At 37.3% G+C, this 21286-nt stretch carries 23 protein-coding genes and 1 tRNA gene; all 24 read right to left on the bottom strand.

The genetic code is table 11. The features are described from left to right. Position 1 precedes the first annotated feature (1 nt). Positions 2-1411, bottom strand: a complete 1410-nt coding sequence (gene sufB / locus Q0507_RS04105) for a Fe-S cluster assembly protein SufB (protein WP_298712816.1) — start codon at positions 1409-1411, stop codon at positions 2-4. Between the two features lie 8 nt (positions 1412-1419). After that, positions 1420-2163, bottom strand: coding sequence for a Fe-S cluster assembly ATPase SufC (gene sufC, locus Q0507_RS04100; RefSeq protein WP_298712813.1), 744 nt, complete (start codon positions 2161-2163; stop codon positions 1420-1422). 295 nt (positions 2164-2458) lie between these two features. Then, positions 2459-3715 (bottom strand): diaminopimelate decarboxylase, encoded by a 1257-nt coding sequence (locus Q0507_RS04095; RefSeq protein ID WP_298712810.1) that lies wholly within the window; start codon positions 3713-3715, stop codon positions 2459-2461. Between the two features lie 63 nt (positions 3716-3778). Continuing rightward, positions 3779-4195: a DoxX family protein gene (locus Q0507_RS04090; protein WP_298712807.1), complete on the bottom strand. Its 417-nt coding sequence runs from the start codon at positions 4193-4195 to the stop codon at positions 3779-3781. 336 nt (positions 4196-4531) lie between these two features. Then, entirely contained in the window at positions 4532-6157 is a 1626-nt protein-coding gene (gene groL, locus Q0507_RS04085) for a chaperonin GroEL (RefSeq protein ID WP_298712804.1), read from the bottom strand. Positions 6158-6270: 113 nt separating this feature from the next. Beyond that, positions 6271-6552, bottom strand: a complete 282-nt coding sequence (groES, locus tag Q0507_RS04080; RefSeq protein ID WP_004696047.1) for a co-chaperone GroES — start codon at positions 6550-6552, stop codon at positions 6271-6273. Between the two features lie 132 nt (positions 6553-6684). Continuing rightward, entirely contained in the window at positions 6685-7263 is a 579-nt protein-coding gene (locus Q0507_RS04075) for an ANTAR domain-containing response regulator (RefSeq protein ID WP_298712801.1), read from the bottom strand. Beyond that, entirely contained in the window at positions 7264-8655 is a 1392-nt protein-coding gene (locus Q0507_RS04070) for a sensor histidine kinase (RefSeq protein WP_298712799.1), read from the bottom strand. Positions 8656-8657: 2 nt separating this feature from the next. Then, positions 8658-9689, bottom strand: a complete 1032-nt coding sequence (gene tsaD / locus Q0507_RS04065; protein WP_298712796.1) for a tRNA (adenosine(37)-N6)-threonylcarbamoyltransferase complex transferase subunit TsaD — start codon at positions 9687-9689, stop codon at positions 8658-8660. Continuing rightward, positions 9686-10135, bottom strand: coding sequence for a ribosomal protein S18-alanine N-acetyltransferase (gene rimI / locus Q0507_RS04060; RefSeq protein WP_298712793.1), 450 nt, complete (start codon positions 10133-10135; stop codon positions 9686-9688). Before rimI ends, tsaD begins: the two co-directional genes overlap by 4 nt. Then, positions 10135-10893 (bottom strand): tRNA (adenosine(37)-N6)-threonylcarbamoyltransferase complex dimerization subunit type 1 TsaB, encoded by a 759-nt coding sequence (gene tsaB, locus Q0507_RS04055; RefSeq protein WP_298712790.1) that lies wholly within the window; start codon positions 10891-10893, stop codon positions 10135-10137. The genes rimI and tsaB overlap by 1 nt, the downstream gene beginning before the upstream one ends. Then, a complete protein-coding gene (tsaE, locus tag Q0507_RS04050) occupies positions 10877-11371 on the bottom strand; it encodes a tRNA (adenosine(37)-N6)-threonylcarbamoyltransferase complex ATPase subunit type 1 TsaE (protein ID WP_298712787.1) in 495 nt (164 codons plus the stop codon). Before tsaE ends, tsaB begins: the two co-directional genes overlap by 17 nt. Next, complete coding sequence (gene thiL / locus Q0507_RS04045) at positions 11361-12341, bottom strand: thiamine-phosphate kinase (protein ID WP_298712784.1); 981 nt, start codon at positions 12339-12341, stop codon at positions 11361-11363. The genes tsaE and thiL overlap by 11 nt, the downstream gene beginning before the upstream one ends. Before the next feature lie 114 nt (positions 12342-12455). Next, positions 12456-13016 (bottom strand): GerMN domain-containing protein, encoded by a 561-nt coding sequence (locus tag Q0507_RS04040; protein ID WP_298712781.1) that lies wholly within the window; start codon positions 13014-13016, stop codon positions 12456-12458. A gap of 3 nt (positions 13017-13019) precedes the next feature. Beyond that, a complete protein-coding gene (locus Q0507_RS04035) occupies positions 13020-14117 on the bottom strand; it encodes an N-acetylmuramoyl-L-alanine amidase (protein ID WP_298712778.1) in 1098 nt (365 codons plus the stop codon). Between the two features lie 245 nt (positions 14118-14362). Beyond that, positions 14363-15307 (bottom strand): ComEC/Rec2 family competence protein, encoded by a 945-nt coding sequence (locus tag Q0507_RS04030; protein WP_298712775.1) that lies wholly within the window; start codon positions 15305-15307, stop codon positions 14363-14365. A gap of 2 nt (positions 15308-15309) precedes the next feature. Beyond that, positions 15310-16881, bottom strand: coding sequence for an NAD(P)H-hydrate dehydratase (locus Q0507_RS04025; protein WP_298712772.1), 1572 nt, complete (start codon positions 16879-16881; stop codon positions 15310-15312). 1 nt (position 16882) lies between these two features. Further along, on the bottom strand, positions 16883-17254 hold the full coding sequence (acpS, locus tag Q0507_RS04020; RefSeq protein ID WP_298712769.1) for a holo-ACP synthase: 372 nt from the start codon (positions 17252-17254) through the stop codon (positions 16883-16885). Between the two features lie 68 nt (positions 17255-17322). Next, positions 17323-18114 carry a hypothetical protein gene (locus Q0507_RS04015; RefSeq protein ID WP_298712766.1) on the bottom strand — a complete coding sequence of 264 codons (792 nt, stop codon included), beginning with the start codon at positions 18112-18114 and terminating at the stop codon, positions 17323-17325. Between the two features lie 94 nt (positions 18115-18208). Then, positions 18209-18292, bottom strand: a tRNA-Leu gene (locus tag Q0507_RS04010). 54 nt (positions 18293-18346) lie between these two features. Beyond that, entirely contained in the window at positions 18347-19108 is a 762-nt protein-coding gene (gene surE / locus Q0507_RS04005) for a 5'/3'-nucleotidase SurE (RefSeq protein ID WP_298712763.1), read from the bottom strand. Between the two features lie 17 nt (positions 19109-19125). Continuing rightward, positions 19126-20388: a glycosyltransferase family 2 protein gene (locus tag Q0507_RS04000; RefSeq protein WP_298712761.1), complete on the bottom strand. Its 1263-nt coding sequence runs from the start codon at positions 20386-20388 to the stop codon at positions 19126-19128. 19 nt (positions 20389-20407) lie between these two features. Continuing rightward, positions 20408-21079: a CDP-diacylglycerol--serine O-phosphatidyltransferase gene (gene pssA / locus Q0507_RS03995; protein WP_298712758.1), complete on the bottom strand. Its 672-nt coding sequence runs from the start codon at positions 21077-21079 to the stop codon at positions 20408-20410. After that, positions 21072-21286 (bottom strand): phosphatidylserine decarboxylase (locus Q0507_RS03990; RefSeq protein ID WP_298712755.1); only part of this gene is annotated, 215 nt, incomplete at its 5' end. The genes pssA and Q0507_RS03990, both read right to left, overlap by 8 nt.

The following is a 21286-nucleotide window of genomic DNA, read 5'->3' as shown; positions in this document are numbered from 1 at the left end:
CTTAACCGATAGAACCTTCTAATTCAAGATTGATTAGATTGTTCATTTCTACTGCATATTCAAGTGGCAATTCTTTAGAGATTGGCTCTACGAAACCACGAACTAGCATTGCACGAGCTTCTTCTTCGCTGATACCACGAGTCATGAGATAAAAAATAGCTTCATCGGAGATACGACCGATTTTAGCTTCATGACCTAAATCCACATTATCGTTTTCTACGATAATTGCTGGAATTGTATCGGATTGAGACTCAGCATCAAGCATCAAGGATTCACAAGAAACTGTTGCTTTAGCATGCTCAGCTTTTGGACCAATTTTCAAAAGACCACGGTAGATAGCTGCACCACCAGATTTAGAAATGGATTTAGAGTTTACATTACTTGTTGTATACGGTGCATTATGAACCACTTTACAACCTGTATCAAGGAACTGACCTTCACCAGCGAATGTTACGCCTGTAAATTCAGCATGTGCGCCTTCACCATTGAGGATACTCATTGGATACAAGCAAGATACTTTAGAACCGAAGGAACCAGATACCCACTCGATAGTACCACCTTTACCTACAACACAACGTTTTGTGTTAAGGTTGTACATATTTTTAGACCAGTTTTCAATTGTAGAATAACGCAATGTAGCATTATCTTTTACGAACAATTCAACGGCACCTGCATGGAGGTTAGATACGTCGTATTTAGGAGCAGAGCAACCTTCGATAAAGTGCAATTTAGCACCTTCTTCTACGATGATCATCGTATGTTCAAACTGACCTGCACCTGGTGCATTTAAGCGGAAGTAAGATTGCAATGGAATCTCTACTTGTACGCCAGCCGGTACATATACGAAGGAACCGCCAGACCAAACGGCACCATGAAGAGCCGCCCATTTATGGTCAGTTGGAGGAATCAATGTCATCCAGTATTTTTTTACGATTTCTTCATGCTCATGAAGAGCTGTTTCAATATCAGTGTAGATAACACCTTGTTTAACAAGATCTTCTTGAATGCTGTGATAAACAACCTCAGAGTCATACTGAGCACCCACACCTGCAAGGGATGTTTTTTCCGCTTCTGGAATCCCTAAACGATCAAAAGTGCTTTTAATTTCTTCTGGAACTTCATCCCAGTTTTCTTTCATATCTACTTTTGGCTTAACATAGGTGTGAATATTCGCCATATCTAAGCCAGAAATATCAGGGATCCAATTTGGAATACCCATACGGTTGTAGATTTCTAAAGATTTCAAACGGAAGTCGAGCATCCATTCAGGTTCATTTTTATTAGACCAAATCTCACGGATAATGTCTTCTGTTAAACCAGCATCAGCAATATAAGAATATTCAAAGTCATTCTTAATATCGTAGACACCACGGTCCATATCCGCGACTTGGGTTTTCTTTCTTTCTTCCATTGTGCCTCCTATGCTAATGCTTTGTATGCGTCGTAACCTTTTTCTTCGATTTCACGTACAAGAGAAGCATCACCAGTTTTAACGATCTTACCGTTAATCAATACATGAACAAAGTCAGGTTTTAGTTTTTGTAAGATTTGGTTGTGGTGAGTGATGATCAATACAGCGTTTTCTTCGTTGTGGAAACGTTGTACACCTTCGGATACGATACGAACCGCATCTACGTCAAGACCAGAATCAGTCTCGTCTAGAATAGCCAATTTAGGATTCAAAATGGACATTTGAAGAATTTCATTCTTCTTGCGTTCGCCACCAGAGAAGCCTTCATTTACATAACGTTGTGCATAAGATGCATCAAAAGATAATTCATCCATTTTTTCTTTCAATTCTTTTTTGAAAGACAATGCACGTACGTTTTCACCAGTAATTGTGGATTTAGCTGTACGAATGAAGTTTTCTACAGTGATACCAGGGATAGAGATTGGATGCTGGAAGGACATGAAAATACCTGCTTTCGCACGATCATTCACTGCATCTTCCGTAATGTCCTTACCATCAAAAATGATAGAACCGCTATCAATTGTATATGTAGAGTTACCCATGATTGCATTAGCAAGTGTAGATTTACCAGCACCATTAGTACCCATTACTACGTGAATTTCACCCTTATTAATTGTTAAGTCGATACCTTTCAAGATTTGTTTCTCTTCAACGGATACCTTTAAATCTTTTATCTGAAGTAATTCAGCCAAAATGTTCACTCCTTTTTATTTGTATGTAACCATAGGAAACACACACACGATTTATGTAAAACGTATATACTGACACATATAAAAAGGCGGTACGCACTAACGTGAATACCGCCGTATTTCTCGCCAACTTAGCAAGTATGTGCATAACAATCTACAATCATTATACATTCTTATCTAAATGATAGCAAGATATTCCTACTAAAATATATAGGAATTAAAAGAATATCAAGTATTACATATATTGATAGGTATTTATTAATATTCATTCTCAATCTATTTAATTCTCAATATTAAATTATAGGTTAGAAAAATCTAGCGTTCCAAACAAATCATCATAGGTTTCTGCACGACGAATTTGTGTAACAGAACCATCTTTATGTAACAGTAACTCCGCAGAACGCAATTTACCATTATAATTGAAACCCATAGAATGACCATGTGCACCGGTATCATGAATGATAACTCGATCTCCCATATCAATTTTTGGCAATTCACGTTGAATCGCAAACTTATCGTTATTTTCACATAAGGAACCAGTTACATCATATACATGATCTTTAGGAGCATTTTCTTTCCCCATTACTGATATGTGATGGTAAGAACCATACAAAGCTGGACGCATAAGATCCGCCATACAAGCATCAAGACCAATGTAATGACGATAAATATCTTTTTTGTGAATAGCTGTGGAAACAATATATCCAAATGGACCAGTCACCATACGACCACATTCATATGCCAATGCTACATCATTAAGTCCATTAGCTATAAGGATGTTATTATATACTTCTTCTACTCGTTTACCAAGCACAGCGAAATCCACTGGAGTATCTTCAGGTTTATACGCAACACCTACACCACCACCAAGATCAATGAAATCAACAATGATGCCAAGTTCATTTTTAATATCTACAGCTAGGTTAAAGCAGATTTCTGCAGTACCCACTAAACTATTAATGTCGAGTTCGTTAGAAACAACCATCGTATGAATGCCAAAGTGTTTTACACCTTTAGCTTGTAATTGTTTAAAAGCTTCAAACACTTGGTCTCGAGTCATACCGTATTTAGCTTCTTCCGGAATACCAATAATCGTATTTCCGCCCTCTTTTAAAGAGCCTGGATTATAACGTACACAAAATGTATCAGGTAAAGAGCCATGATGTTTTTCTAAGTATTCAATATGCGTAAAATCATCAAGATTGATAATAGCACCTAGCTCTATTGCTTTTTTATACTCCACATAAGGTGTGTCATTAGATGTGAACATAATATCATGTCCAGTAATACCTACTTTTTCACATAAAATTAACTCTGCTAAGGAAGAACAGTCTGCACCAACTCCAAGTTTTTGTAATAACCGCATGATATATGGGTTTGGTGTTGCTTTTACTGCAAAGTATTGCTTGAAACCCTTATTCCAAGAAAATGCATGAAGAAAAGATTTCATATTTTCAATAATTCCCTCTTCATCATAAATATGGAACGGAGTTGGATACTGAGCAATAATGTTTTCTAATTGTTCTGCTGTAAACGGAACTGTTTTTGTGTTCATGATAACCTTTCTATATAAATAAAAGACTCATCAAGCGATGAGTCTTTTATCCTAATTTCCTAATTATTTAAACAAAGCTTTATCTAAGCTAAAGCGACCAGCGCCAACAAAGAACAACATAAGTGCACCAAAGCCCAATTGAGATGGGTAATCCCAGCTAAAGAAACTACCATTCAAATTCACAATAGTTGCAGTTGCTAAAGTACCTACAATTAGAATAGCGCCAATGCGTGTAAATAATCCTAGTGCAATGAGAATGCCACCAATCATTTCAGAAAGTGCCGCAATTGTTCCAAGCATCTCATAACCACCAGATACGCCTAAAGGTGCCAACATAGTACCTACTTTGTAAAGCCCTTGAGATCCGCTAAGCCATTTTAAATAGCCATGATAAAACATGGAAATCCCCAATGCTAAGCGATAAACTAATAAGCCAAAATTAACATAATTAGGTTTACTTTTAAAAATAAAGTTCAACATAGTGATTCTTCTTTCATTTAATTCTATAAATCGAACAAATTCGATACATTAATTATACTATTGAAGAATTACTATGTCAATAAGACTCACTATTAAATTCTATAGAATTATACCATAAATTGTATACAAAATCAATTTTATCGATGTAATCATACATATACAAAATAGCTTAAAGAAAAGCATCTAAAGAAAATTATAGTTAATAATATTATGCCATAATAATATTATTAAATCGCTAGATTAGTAAAAAAATAATCCTAATGAATGTGAGACTATAAAACTTACATTCATTAGGATTATTATATATATTTTATATATTAAGTTCTAAGCAGTTGATTACATCATACCGCCCATGCCACCCATTGGAGGCATTGCAGGAACTGCAGCATTTTCATCCACTTTATCAGCTACGATTGTTTCAGTAGTCAATACAAGAGATGCAATGGATGCTGCATTTTGAAGCGCAGATCGAGTAACTTTTGCAGGGTCAACGATACCAGCTTTCACCATATCGATGTATTCTTCAGTCAATGCGTTGAAACCGATACCGGAATCTGTATGTTTAACTTTTTCTACTACAACAGAACCTTCAAGGCCAGCATTGTAAGCAATTTGGCGAAGTGGTTCTTCTACAGCGCGTTTTACAAGGTTGATACCAGTTTGGACATCACCAGTAGCTTCCAATGTATTCAATGCAGGGATGATATCGATGAAAGTAGTACCACCACCAGCTACGATACCTTCTTCAACGGCAGCGCGAGTTGCATTCAATGCATCTTCGATGCGAAGTTTTTTATCTTTCATTTCAACTTCTGTAGCAGCACCTACTTCGATAACTGCAACACCACCGGACAATTTAGCAAGGCGTTCTTGTAATTTTTCACGATCAAATTCGGAAGTTGTTTCTTCAACTTGTGCACGGATTTGGTTAACGCGTTTAGCGATTACTTCTTTATCGCCTGCACCGTCGATAATTGTAGTTTCATCTTTAGTGATGCGAACTTGACGAGCTGTACCAAGATCTTCAAGTTCTACAGAATCAAGTTTACGGCCCATATCTTCAGTGATTACTGTACCGCCAGTTAAGATAGCGATATCTTCAAGCATAGCTTTACGACGATCACCGAAGCCTGGAGCTTTAACGGCTACAGCTTTAAATGTACCACGTAAACGGTTTACTACCAATGTAGCCAATGCTTCGCCTTCAACATCTTCTGCGATGATAAGAAGTTCTTTACCCACTTTTACCACTTTTTCAAGTGTTGGCAACATGTCAGCAATAGCACTGATTTTACGATCAGTAATCAAAATGAACGGATTATCCATAACTGCTTCCATGCGATCAGGATCAGTTACCATGTAAGGAGAGATATAACCACGGTCAAATTGCATACCTTCTACTACGTTTAATGCAGTTTGTAAGCCTTTAGACTCTTCGACAGTGATAACACCATCGTTGCCTACTTTTTCCATGGCTTCAGCAATCAAACCACCGATTTCTTCGTCGGCAGCAGATACGCTAGCAACTTGAGCGATTTCAGCTTTACCAGAAACTTTAATAGAACGTTTTTTGATTTCTTCAACCAATGTTTTAACCGCTGTTTCAATGCCTTTTTTCAAGATCATTGGATTTGCACCAGCCGCTACATTGCGCATACCTTCTTGAATCATAGCTTGTGCCAATACAGTTGCGGTAGTAGTACCGTCACCTGCTACGTCATTAGTTTTAGTAGCAACTTCTTTTACCAATTGAGCACCCATGTTTTCAAATGGATCTGGAAGTTCAATATCACGAGCAATAGTTACACCATCATTTGTAATTGTTGGGGAACCGAATTTTTTATCCAATACAACATTACGACCTTTTGGACCCAATGTAACCTTAACAGCATCTGCCAATTGATCAACGCCACGACCTAACGCGCGACGAGCTTCTTCATTAAACAAGATTTCTTTTGCCATATGTATTACCTCCTAGATAGTAACACTATCCAATGTAACGAAATATATGTGCCCTTAGGCAATATAAAATGTATCATCAGTGTTTATAGTCATATAAGACTACAAATTAGCTATTATAGTACTGCTAAAATATCGCGTTCACTAATAATCAAGTGAGTAGCGCCATCGATTTCTAATTCGCTACCAGCATATTTAGCGAACATAACAGTATCGCCAACTTTAACTTCTGGAGCTACACGTTGACCATTGTCATATACTTTACCAGCACCTACAGCTACAACTACACCTTCTTGAGGTTTTTCTTTTGCTGTATCTGGAAGGAAAATACCACTTTTAGTTTTTTCTTCTTTTGCTTCTAAACGGATAAGAACGCGGTCAGCTAATGGTTTTAACATATGATGTCACTCCTTATTTACTAGATATTTTCTATAATTTATTAGCACTCTAACTCATCGAGTGCTAATTACAAGTATTATTATAACCGATGTTAAAATAATTGCAAGTATTAATTTTGATTTTTTGACTTTTTAGATTTTATTTGAATTATTAGCTTGTTTTATGATGAGATTACAAGTTTCTATAATAGACATTTGTTTATTCATACTTAAGGTGCGGATGCGATTATAAGCCTCATCTTCGGATATGGAATATAGTGCCATTAATACACCAGTCCCCTTTTGTATGATTTTACGATCTTCTAAAGACTGTTCTAATTCAGCCATCTTTTCGCGCAACTGAGCATCACTTTTATAGCGACCTAAAGCCATCTCTAAGGTAGGAACTAATTGTTCCTCCCGTACCGGTTTAATCAAATAACCGTATACACCAGATTCACGAGCCTTATCGATTAAATCTTGTTGACTATAACTTGTTAGTAATACTACAGGTGCTTCATGATGAAAGCCAATTTGACGCGCCGCCTCAATGCCATCTAATTCAGGCATTTTAACATCCATCAAAAGAATATCTGGCTTATATTTTTTACAGAGTTCTATAGCTTCAACACCATTTGTCCCCTCTGCTACAACTTCATGACCACAAGATTCAATAATATCTCGCAGATCCATACGTATTAGAGATTCATCATCCACGATTAAAACGCGCATTTATGCCTCCTTCTTCATATGTATCGTTACCAATACACCTGTACTAGTATTTTCTATGGATAAACTACCTTTCAATTCGTGAGTAACTAAATTATTAATAATAGTTAGACCTAGACGTTTATTAGATATGAAAGAAAAATTGCTAGGCAATCCTTTACCATTATCGTAAAAAGCTAGTTCGATACTCCCGTTTATATCCGTTACAGTCAGATGAATTTGACCATTTCTACCATCTAAACCATGTTCTAAGCTATTACTGATCAATTCATTGATTATGAGAGATACATAACTTGCCATATGAGAGGAGATTAATATGTCTTCGCCACTGTAAGTAAAAGTAACCTCTTGGTCTTGTCGCACCATACTCATACGCAACAATCGACATAATTCATCGTAGATCGATCGTATACCAATATAATCCTCATCGTAATGGGACACTATATCGTGAACAAGAGCCATACTTTCAATACGGTTAATCCCTTCTTGCAGTGCTAGCTTCACCTCTGGCAAACTGGAGCGTCTCGCTTCCATCCGCAATAAACCAGCTACAGTTTGTAAGTTATTTTTAACTCGATGATGAACCTCTTTGATAATCGAATTTTTTACTAATAATTCTTGTTGTTGCTTACTTTCACGCGTACAATCATGAAGCACTAAGAAGCAACGCGTTTCATTACGCCCCATAGCAATAGGAATCATATGCTGACGAATTACCATATCTTGATAAATTTCTTCATTAGTAAGTATACTTCTATCAGATAATACTTGTTGTATTGCAGACATTTTTAATGTACTGCTATAAATAGATGAACCTACCAAACGACGGTCAAAACCTAACACATCAACCAACTTCATAGCTGCATCGTTAGCATATATTATTTTATTAGCATCATCAAAAATGATTAATCCATCAAAGTATGACATAGGTTCGTAAACCTGCATCTGCTCTTCAGTGGCCGTTAACATAAGGCGCTGCATCGTATCAGATAAAACATACTCTTGATCGTATTGCTTAGAAGAAATAGATGGCAATACCGTAAAGGAAAGGCCTCCAATAATCCGTCCCCCATTATCAACAATAGGAAAGACATGTTGACGCTGTTGATGTTCTACTCCGATAAGTGGCTGACCACATTCTATCATGGTAGACCACATATGACTTCCTTTTACTGTTCGTGTAATAACACCTTGTTCACTGCGTTCTATGCATAGCATATCTGCACATTGTTGTGGTCTCTCACTTTGTCCTGTCTCTAGTAGGGGTGTAAAAATCTGTATCCTTTGACGAGTTAAAGACTCGCCAAAGGATATAAGTTTACTAATATGCTCAAGTAATGAGGTTTGTAATGGTCCTAATGGTGTTCTATTTAAAATATCTTGACCAATATCCACAATTAATCCTCTTTCCAAGATGCGTAACCAATTTCAACACTTGGCTTTGCATTCAATGTTAAATCGGCGAATTTACCAGCCTGTGCCATATAGTAAGCTCGGCACCCAATCATGGCCGCATTATCAGTAGACAATATTTTATGTGGCTTGTAATAAGTAAAACCTTCTTCTACACACATAGCTTCTAAAGCCTTTTGTAATCCTTTATTAGCCGATACACCGCCAGCGATGGTAATACGACTTTCACCTAATGTATGGGCTGCATCTTTTGTCTTTTCTACTAGTACGTCAACGATAGCGTTCTGGAATGATGCCGCCACATCAGCTTGAGTGATAGGCTCATTTTTTTGTTGTTTACTATTTAAATAGTTTAGAACAGCAGATTTTAAGCCACTAAAGCTAAATTCAAAATTACCAGGTTCACTTAAAGCCTTTGGAAACTCAATAGCCTCTGGATTACCTTCTGCAGCAAGGGCATCGATATGAGGTCCACCTGGATAAGGGAAACCCATAACCCGTGCAATCTTATCAAAGGCTTCACCTGCCGCATCGTCTCGTGTTTGACCAAGAATATCAAATTCTTCATATCCTTTTACATGTACTAACATGGTATGACCACCAGAAACAACGAGACTTAAAAACGGAGGTTCCAGTTTCGGATTAGCTAAAAAGTTAGCAAAAATATGACCTTCCATATGATGAACCGGCACCAAGGGAATCCCTGTAGCAAAGGATAGTCCCTTTGCTGCTGCCACTCCAACTAATAGGGCTCCCACAAGACCTGGCCCATAAGTAACACCAATATGATCGATATCTTGTAAAGTCACATTCGCGTCACGTAATGCTTGGTCTATAACGGGTATTACTTGTTCTATGTGATGACGTGATGCAATTTCAGGTACAACGCCACCAAATTTTCTATGTATTGGCACTTGGCTTGAAATAACATTAGACAAAACGGTGCGCCCGTCCTTAAGGACAGAAGCAGAGGTTTCGTCACAGCTACTTTCCAAGGCTAATGTGTATATACTCATTCTATTTCCTCTGAAACGAGAGACATAATATAAGCATCTTCCGTAGGCTCTGAATAATAATCTTTACGAATTCCTTTTACAGAAAATCCTAAATTTCTATACATAGCCAATGCTGCTAGATTAGATATGCGCACTTCTAAAAAAATTTCATGCATACCTCTCGTAAAACATTCATCTATTAATTGTTTTGTAAGTTTTAATCCGTATCCCTTACCTCGTGCGGAAGGAATAATGGCAATATTTGTGATTTGACCTTCATCGTATACGAGCCAAACACCTGCATATCCAATAATTTGATTCTCCTCACAAATTACCATATATAATTTATTTGATGCTCCTTCTAACTCAGCAAAAACAGATTCTAAACTCCAAGGAACAGAAAAAGACTGCTGTTCAATAGCATAAATAGCTTGAGCATCATCTATTGTAGCTAAACGAATCTCCATTATTCTGCTCCTGCTGCCTCAGTAACTACAACTGTAGGATTTTGTTTTAATATTTCAGGATTATTTTTATGGCGTTCTTCCCATAACACTTCTGCTTCTGAGCGTCGAATATAATAAGGAACCATATCCATAGGGTCAGAACTCTCTTCAGAGACTACCAATCTACGGCCAGCCAGTAATAGAGAACTAGCTTTTGGAATACGTTGCGATATATCTAAAATCGTTAAATTTGTATCACTTTCATCTAGTAGCTTCTCTATTCGCTTAACGCCATCCCCAAGGAATACCACATGTTCTTCAGATGCTCGGAGTCGATCTAATAAATCATTAGCAGCAATGACAAAAGGCTCCTCTTTGCAAACTAATTCATTACCATCATATTTGTAGATACCTGCGTAGACATGTTTCTTTTGAGCATCAATAACGGTACAAATCGTGCGGTCCGTATAAGCTACATTACGAGCTAAACTGTCCATGGTCATTACGCCATATAAAGGAATTTGTAAGGCATAAGCCATAGCTTTAGCTGTCCCCATACCAATCCGTAAACCTGTAAAAGAACCAGGTCCAATGCTGACCATAATACCTTTTAATTCACTTTTTTCAACCTGAGAAGCTCGTAATAACATATCAATATGAGGTACCAACTGCTCAGAATGCGTCAATCCAGCTTGAATGGTCAATTCCCCAATTAGGCAACTTTCATCCATTAAAGCCACACTCGACACGAGTGAGCTCGTCTCAATTCCCAACCACATATGGGCCTCCTATTTCTACTAAATCATCTGCTGTAAGGTAATCACTAGCTAACGTAATGGAACGGCTTGTATCGTCAATGCGCGTTAAATAAATCAATAACGTTTCATCAGGTAATTCATGAGGGAATTTATCGGCCCATTCTACAATGGATACGCATTCTTCTGTATATTCATAGAAGCCAATATTTTCCAGTTCACTAACATCTTCCAAGCGATATACGTCAAAATGATATAAATGAGTTCTATTCACATCATAGGTATTCATGATAGCAAAGGTGGGACTTGTAATTTCTTCAGTAACTCCAAAGCCCTTTGCAATACCTTGCGACAAATGTGTTTTCCCTGTCCCCAAGTCACCAATTAAGGCTATGCAAAGAGGCTCCCCATTATGTTTAACCCATTCGCCTAATAGTTGGCCAAATTGTTTTGTATCTTCTACTGTATGAGTCTCTAATTGGACCTGAACCTTATCCTTCATGAAAATGATTATATCCTTTCGCTTCTATGGCCTTAATCGTTTTATCAGGTGTTACCATTTGAACCCGAGGAGGGCCAGATAAAACTTCTCCAATCAACGTAATGCCTGCTAACTTCTTCAATTCCGAAAGTAATGATTTTGGTGCTGTAAAGACTAACTGAAAGTCTTCACCACCATACAAAGCATAATCTACTGGATTAGTTTGTAAATGCTTAGCTAATGCGTAAGTCTCCTCGTGTAGAGGAAGTGCTTGTTCTTCGATTACAATGGATACATTACTAGCTGTAGCAATTTCATTCAATTCACTACCTAGTCCATCACTAATATCATTCATACTATGGATACCAAGCTCTCGTAATTTTTGCCCCAATTCAATCTGTGGTTCAGGACGTTGATGCCCCACTTTGGTCATATCATAGCCTACTAAATTATATGATAACGCACCTAAACCTGTAGCTGCATAACCTACATAGTTTGTAAGGCCGACAACGTCTCCTACTTTCGCACCACTTCGCATAACCGCAGTACCTTTAGGAACTTCTCCGATAATTGTTACGGTCCAAACCATGGGGCCTTCCGTACGTACCGTATCTCCACCCAATATATTAAGTTGATACCGCATACATTGATCTTTAATCCCCCTATAAATATCATCAAGAATTGCTGTATCAATATGGTCTGGTACGGCAAGAGATAATACAATTTGTCTAGGAATGCCACCCATAGCCGCAACATCACTTAAATTAGCCGTCATAAGCCGATACCCTACATCATAGGGCGTCATATAGTGAAAGCTAAAATGAATACCTTCTACCATTGTGTCAGTGCTTATCAATTGCTCTGTATTTTGTTCAGTTTTATAAATAGCGCAATCATCACCAATACCGTACACTACAGTATTAGGATTATAAATCGTGTTATCTTGAATTTGACGAATGAAATTAAATTCCCCAACATCTTTTAATTGCATCTGATCACCTAGTTTCCGATTATTATACTTATTGTATTGTAACATATATAAAAGACAACAAAAATAGCAGATAGTTGATATAACAACTATCTGCTATAAATGTTCCTAAAGGAATTATTTTTTTATTAGATTCGTCATTCTCTTAACAGGCTCTTTAGTATCAAAGGAGCCTACAGTTGGCACCTTTTTACCATTATTGACGAATAAAACACCATTAATATTATCAAAGGATGTCAATGTATTTACAATGGCAGCCATTTGTAACTTAACAGTTAAATCTCCTCCGTTACCCTTTATGAATGCATCATTTACTTCAACAGAAGCAATGCCATCTTTTACAGTAACAGATGTAATTTCAATATCCTTAGAGAACACTGGATATTTTTGTGCTCTATCGGCATTTAACATCGCTAAAAGAGCTGCTTTAGGCGTAACTTTATTCGCCTCCATCTCAACGGTAGTTTGTTTTACCCCAGAACCATCTTCTGTAGGAACAAAGAAGACCATCTTAACTTTTTCTTGAGATACTTTACTTGTTTCAGCATCCTTATTAACTTTCGTCTCTTGCGCAGGTTCACTTTTACCTGTTGTAGGAGCTTGTTCAGGTGTACAACCCGCTACAAATACCAGCATACCTACACAGAGAATCGACAGAACTTGTTTACGTAATTTCATCGATTAACCTCCAAAGTAATTAGCAATACCATTTGCAATACGATTAGCAAAATCTTCTTGTGTTTGAGGAGATTGTAGAACACGTTCCTCATTAGGGTTAGAAATAAAACCAAGTTCTACAAGAATTGCAGGCATATTAGAATGTCTCAATACGTATAAGTTACCTTCTTGAATGCCACGATCACCATTGAAACCTGGTGTGTTAGCAATTTGAGATTGTACTTTTTGTGCTAATCGAGCATCGTTACCTGTTTTGCTATAGTAGTATGTTGCAATCCCACCAACGCTAGGATTATTAAATGCGTTGATATGAACGCTTACAAGAGCATCAGAATTGCTTCGGTTAGCTACATTTACACGAGCACCTAATTCATCAACACCGCTTGCATTAGGACCATATACGTCTACATCAGTAGTACGAGTCATAAGTACTTTAGCGCCACGACTTTCTAGAGCTTTTTTCAAATTCATAGAAATTGGTAACGTAATGTTTTTCTCTTGTACACCACGCGGTCCAATAGCACCAGAGTCACTACCACCATGCCCTGGGTCAATAGTAATTGTCTTACCAGACAAACCACCACTAGTTGAGTATTTGCCAGATCCTTTAGGCACAATTTTTGCTGGATGTGCAGATTGAGATGGCTTTTTGCCATAGTTAGCAGGCTTAGCTGCAACACCTTTTTTCTGAACATCAACAACGATACGATACGGTTTCTTATTAACCGTATCTTTTTTCAAGGAAAATACCTTTACATCACTAGTATCAATAGATGAAGGTGTTTTGATTGTTACCTTAACATCTCTGCCATCTTGTGAAAGTTTAGCAGAGTTAGCAATAGCTGAGTCCATAGAAATGTTATCTTTCGCTGTTTTTAGCTTTGTGTTCTTTAAGGTAACAGTCGTGGTTTTCCCATCTTTGCTAATCGAAGCCGATGCTTTTACAGGCGCTGATAAGTCCATAACCATACGAACATATGGTACAGGCGCATCTGTTCTCGTCACCCATCGAGCATCTTCAAGATTAGCTGCCTTTGCTTGAGTCAATAATAAAGGTATCGCCATCAAGACTGCAAGGCACATAAAAAATAGTTTACGCAATACATTCACTCCAATCTAACTGACATACATAGTGTCCAAACCATAGAGATGAGTCGATGATATTTTTATCTATCAAAATCTCATCGTTCCAATCTATCCATAAACTAATGTTAGATTATAAATGGATTATTTCATACAAACATGAAGATTAGTATGCCGATTACACATATTACTATACAAAGACCTTATACAGAATATACAAAAAACAGTTGCATAAAATTATTTTTTGTGATAAGTAATTGAAACTAACGTTCAGTTGTAATTTGCCATTCATTCCCATCCGCACTAATGTGAATACGTCCCATCGTATCCGTACGGTAAATAGCAATATTGTTTTCCTGCAAACGACGTAATGTTACATCGTGCGGATGACCATACTTATTATACATGCCATTTGAAATTAATGCACTTTCTGGTTTAATAGATCTCAAAAAATCTTCAGAGCTACTTGTACGAGAACCGTGATGCCCTACCTTGAGAACACGGGAAAACAACCTGGAATTCTGCTCTTTAACAAGTTTTTTCTCTTCTTGTAATTCAGCATCACCAGTAAAGAGCATAGAAAATTTACCAAAGATTAATTTACCTACAATGGAGTTATTATTAAGATCAGGCTCCCCTTTTTTATCGGTTAAAGGCTCAGCCCAGGGAGCATATACTACAAATACAGCACCATGCCCAAAATCAACTACATCTCCACTTCGCAAAGTAGATCTTTGAATTTTATTTTTCTCAATCCACTTTTCATAAGTTTTATACATATTATTATCAACGGCAATACCATCATCATATACATGTTCGATAGGCATAGCCTTTGCAATAGCATAAAAACCACCCATATGATCAGCATGAGGATGCGTGATAATAATATGCTTTAACTTCGTTACACCCATAGCTTTAAGTTGGGCTACAATATTTTCACGATGCTCTATATCACCAGTATCAATCATGCTATACTCATCGCCTACCTTAAGCAATATAGCATCTCCCTGACCAATATCTAGCATATATACATCTAGCTTACCTTCAGGAGTAGTCGTCTTAGTATCGATAGAGTAAGCCCCATTAGCATTAGTGGCTACCTGATTTGCTGCATTTGCTACATCCTTATTTGTGCATCCTGCAATAGCGAAGATAGGAATACATAATACTAGCAAGAAAGCTATAAAGCGTTGTATTATATTTGTCATTCTTAATCTCCCAACAATTCACTAATAACACAGCCTAAAGAAGTACTGACATCACTCGGAGTGTAACCCCAACTCTTTGTTTCATTCAAAATATCTGCACTACGACTATGTATATACACTCCAAGAACAGCACTATCTTGTAAAGAATAACCTTGACTTATAAAACCAGCAATTACACCGGTCAGCACATCTCCCATGCCGCCAGTACCCATACCTGCATTACCGATAGTATTTACATACACTGTTCCATCAGGTGATGCCACAATTGAAGGAATCCCTTTTAGTACAAGAACAACTTGATGAGCCTTAGCAAATTCTCTAGCCAATGTGATGTAATGACGCTCAATCCATTTAATAGGTAAATCAATAAGTCTACTAAATTCACCTAAATGAGGTGTCATTACACAATATGGAAGTTCTCTTTCCACTGTATATGCAGACTTAGTATCTCCATCTCGCAAAGCATCTTTATTAACACTACCAACATGTCCTAATGCATACAAAGCATCAGCATCTAATACTAAAGCTCCTTCATAAGCATCTAAAATATTGTCTACTAAAATAGGAATTTCACAAGTACGACCTAAACCTGGACCGATAGCAACGACTTGACGACCTTCACAAAGCACTTCATCATTTTCTATAGAAGTAATCATTACTTCAGGTATGATACGACTTTGTACAATCGACTTAATAATTTTTGGCACCGCTAATGATACCTTACCAGCACCGGTATGAACTGCTGCTTCAGCAGCTAAAATAGGGGCGCCTATCATATCATTTGATCCACCAATAATTAAGGTATTCCCATTAACGCCTTTATGTGCTATTGGAATGCGGTAGTTGATAATCTTTTCGGCTAAATCAGAATCGATGGTTATAGTTTTAGCCTGTTCGCCAAGTACTTGTTGCCAAGGAGCTCCCAATGGAGCGACCACAGCAATCCCACCTACAGCCTTTCCAGGATATAATAATAAACCTTGCTTGATAGCTCCAAAAGTAACAGTATAATCATAGGTCAATGTGCCTTCCGCTATTTGACCAGTAGTAGCATCTAAGCCAGCAGGTACATCAATAGCCCACAAATCAAAATTATACTGACTACGCATAGTATCAATATCATGCAATATATCGATGGTCAAGTCTCTTAACCTTCCAGTTAAGCCTGTTCCCATGATGCCTTCCACCGCGATGGCTACATTGGACCAATCATTGAATTCATCATACATATCGATGATACAACCCATAGCTTCACAACGCTCAAGTTGCATTGCAAAAAGCTCACTACACTTGCTTTTATCTCCTACCAGTGCAATTTGTACTGGTACACCTTGCTCCATCAGATGACGAGCCGCTACAAGACCATCTGCTCCATTGTTTCCTGTCCCACATATAAACAGAACAAAGCTATTTATAGAACGAGCATTATCTAGAGAAAATAAGTCATATTGGCCCCATAAAGCATCTACAATACCACGTCCAGCATTTTCCATGAGGATTTCTAAAGAGACCCCTAATTGCTTAGGAACCTCTTGATCTATAAATTGAGCATCTTCAGTTGTTAAAATATTCATCTTATGCTCCTTCAAGTATGACTGTACTCATTGCGTATTCCTTGCAATGACTAATAGACACATGAATATCAGTATAACCTGATTTTTCGTAAATATCTTTAAAAGTATCTTGTAAGCGAATCAAGGGTGCTCCCCATTCATCATGGTAAATTTCTATATCTTGCCATGATCCATAACGCATCCCTGTTCCCAAAGCTTTAATGAAAGCCTCTTTTGCAGCATATATTCCAGCAAAGGATTCATAACAGCCTTTATTTCGGCTTTTACAATATTCAATCTCATGAGGCGTATAAACACGCTCTTGAAATAAGCTTGATTTCTCTATAGCTTGACGTATGCGGCCAATTTCTATAATATCATTCCCTAATTTCATAATAGCTCCTAAAATACCCTAACACTATTATTATACACTTATAAAAGGGATAAAAATATTGATAATATCTAGACGTTTACAGAAAATGGTAAACTAGGCAAGCTGTAAATTTCAACTTTTCCTTTGCGATTTACAGCCATATACATTTGACCATTACGATAATCCATATCCTCTACTTCCATCCCAGAAGCATAAGGGCTAATATTTTTAACAACCCCCTCTTCATCCACATAAACAAAGGTTGTTAAAGTTGTAAATATAGTATTTCCATTAGTGGCATAAGCACCATTATTATTTAAGTTTGTATGATTCGCATCAATTTTATAGGTGCGAATACGATTAAAGTTAGAATCGTAGTAATTAATTGTGCGATGAGAGTTTGTTAAAGGTACAATTGAAACATACTCATTACGTTCTTTATCATAAGCAAAATTAAAAACTTTTTCCTTTAGTCTAATAGGCGCTTCAACAATCATACTGTCCGCTTCAATAGGAGTAAGGCTGTATCCATCTACAACAGCATTTGTTGTATAATAACGATTATTAATGGCATTGTAGGTTAACGTATTCATATGACCTAATAAATTTTTATGACTATACTCGTACTTTGCAACAACTGTAAAAGTTTTAGGATTAATTTCATATACAATTTGCTTTGTATTATCTGAATTAATACAAGCTAAGGCAAAAACGTCTTTTTTAGAATTGTAACAAAATCCTTGGCACTGATTAACTGAGCCATCCAATGGGATCTCTGCTAATCGAGATAATGGTAATGGCATCTGTACTGAGCTAACATGCTGAGTAAGTTTAGGAATATCAAATACATTTGCAATATAATCAATTACACCTTGATCCATAATGTCACCTCATGAAATTAAAAATGTATATTATGGTATATAAATTCATAAATATAAAAATAGGCGGTAAGACAAAAGTCTTACCGCCTAATGTTGGTGCCGGAGGTGGGACTTGAACCCACACGGTGTTACCCGCTTGATTTTGAGTCAAGTGCGTCTGCCATTCCGCCACTCCGGCGTCTCGGAACATTTGTTATTATACAGACATCCCTAAGCAATGTCAACATATTTTTTATATTTTATCTAAAATATTCTGAACCGCTTTCATGTCGGTATCACATTGTTGCTTCCAAGTAAGTGCAACCCCAGTGATATACCCTTTACGAGCAAATTCTACATCAGTGGGAACACTTTCAGCACCATAATCTAGCTCACCAGCTAACCAATAGTAATCCTGTCCTCTTGAATTAATACGAGCCTCGATGATATTGCTATAGGTTTGCAAACCTTGACTCACCATTTTAAAATGGTCCCAATCGCAAGCCCCACGTAATGGAAAGTTCACATTTAATAAACCACTAAACTGACCTTTTACATAAATTTTTTCAATCAATTCATGTATGAATGGATGCATTTCATCGCCCCGTTCAGCAGAATATCGCTCAACAGATAATGCTAAGCCTGGGATACCGTAGAAACAACTTTCCATAGCCGCTGAAACAGTACCAGAATACAATACATCGGAGCCTAAGTTAAAACCATGATTAATGCCAGAGATAACAAGATCAGGCATGTCATCAGTCAACAAATAACTGAGACCAAATTTCATACAATCGGACGGTGTTCCCGTTAGAGCATAAAGACGAGGGTTTTCATCCTCGCCATTGTACGCATCTAGCTTCAATGGAACCTCAGTCGTCAATGCATGGGATTTAGCACTTTGCTCATTGGCAGGTGCTACAACGGTAATTCGATAATATTGACTTAAGTACGATGCAAGATGTCGTAAACCATCTGCTAAAATACCATCATCATTACACATTAAAATATGCATAGTTACACCTACAGATTCTATTTTTTATTTTTATTCATATTGCCCATACGTGTTAATTTAACATCATCTAAACCAACGGCTCTCGTATGAACTGTATGAGACCATACTTTATTATGACGGCGGAACCAACCTAGGATATTTACTGGAATCCAAGAATATACGAATAATGGATATAGTAAATAATAGAACCAAATCTTTGGTGGTACCTTGATTTTCAATAATACGATTAGCGGGAATAAGTATTGCCCCACACCTATAATTGTCCACACAGACATAGGCATAATTTGATACAAAATATTTGTATAGATTGGAGTATACGCATTGATGTAAGAGAGTACCAAATATATAGTTGTTAACAACAAGAAATAAGGTTGACTCACTTGGAATATGCCATCCAAAATCATAATATTCCCAGTCTTGATACCAGTAGCAAATAATTTAGGAATATATCGACCTGCACAATCAAATTGACCTTGCGCCCAACGTAAACGCTGTCTACAAGAGGCCATCATAGTCGTAACCTTCTCATCATATACAATAGCATCATGACCCCAACAAGTACGGATACCATGAGTCAGTAGTTTCATAGAAAACTCCATATCCTCGGTCAAGCTATTGCAATCCCAACCATATTCTCGAATAATAGATGTACGTATACACATACCTGTGCCACCTAAAGCCGTAGATAAACCAATACGGTATTTTGCTAAATGCCACATATGGTTTACCATCCAGAAAGCGATAGAGAACGTACCAGCTACCCAAGAGTCAGTTGGGTTTTTAGAATTTAAATAACCTTGAATTACAGACTCACCTTTTTCAAGATGATCATTCATTTCTAACATAAATTGGGGATGTACTAAATTGTCGGCATCGAAGACAAGGAAAGCATCATATTTGCGATCCATTTGTTCTACCCGATCAAACATCCACCCCATAGCATAACCTTTACCAACCTCTTGTTTATTTTCACGCACATGCACATTAGCGCCAGCAGCACTTGCTACTTCCGCAGTTTTATCTTTACAGTTATCGGCTACTACAAAAATATCATAAAGCTCATCTGGATAATCTAAGCTACGTAAGTTTTTTACTAACTCACCAACAACGGCTTCCTCATTATGAGCACATACAACGATGGCAAAGGAATTTTTAGGGGTATAGTTTTTATGTACTCGCGACCGCCACATACCAACAACGGCGAGTATAAAATAATAAACCGTATATATAACGATTATTACCTGCATAGGGATCAGTAGTAGATCCAGTAGGTAATTCATACTATTCTCCTCCACACATCTATTTACGTACTATATTTAAAGCTCCATTAATGAGCCCAAACATCACATAGCCTGCAAAAATCATAACAGCCCAGGTATGCCAATCATACACGAGACAAGCTATAACAAAGATGGATGTAAGTACAATAGAAAGTTTATTGATATAAATCGCACTTTTACCTTTAAAGTCAGGATATTTAATTTCACTAACCATTAGGAAGCCTACACCAATCATGCAAAATACCAATACGAATTGAGGTACTGATACTCCACACAATACATAAGTCGCTGCTAAGCAACCTGCGGCTGGAATTGGTAAACCTTCAAAATAACCATGAACTTCGTCAGTTTTAATATTAAAACGCGCTAAACGAAATGCACCAAGTACTGCAAATGCTAATAATGGCACATACGCAACCCAACCTAAACCGTACAATTCTTTCATATAGAGCATGTAAGCAGGTGCTACACCGAATCCCACTACATCAGACAAAGAATCTAATTCACGGCCCATTGGACCGGCAACGTCTAAGGCTCTTGCTACGCGACCATCTAAGCCATCTGCTACTAGGGATAACAATATACATATAGCAGCACAGAAAGTATTACCCGTAGCAGATAAGGTGATACCAAGAACACCAAAGGCTAAATTTGCACTTGTAAACAAATTTGGAATAATAGATTTATTCATGACGCAACCTCCCGATAACAGTATCACCGCCAGTAATATGTTGACCTTTCTCCACGAATAACTCTACATCCTTATCCATATAGAGCTCAGTACAGGAACCGAACTTAATCATCCCATACAATTGACCGCGTTCAAGTTCGCTATCTAGGTCCGTCCAAGATACGATACGTCTTGCTAAAATGCCCGCAATTTGCGTTACTAATACGG

It is taken from the genome of uncultured Veillonella sp. (assembly GCF_938010505.1).
GTDB lineage: Bacteria > Bacillota > Negativicutes > Veillonellales > Veillonellaceae > Veillonella.
This window is presented reverse-complemented; position numbering and strand designations above follow the sequence as displayed.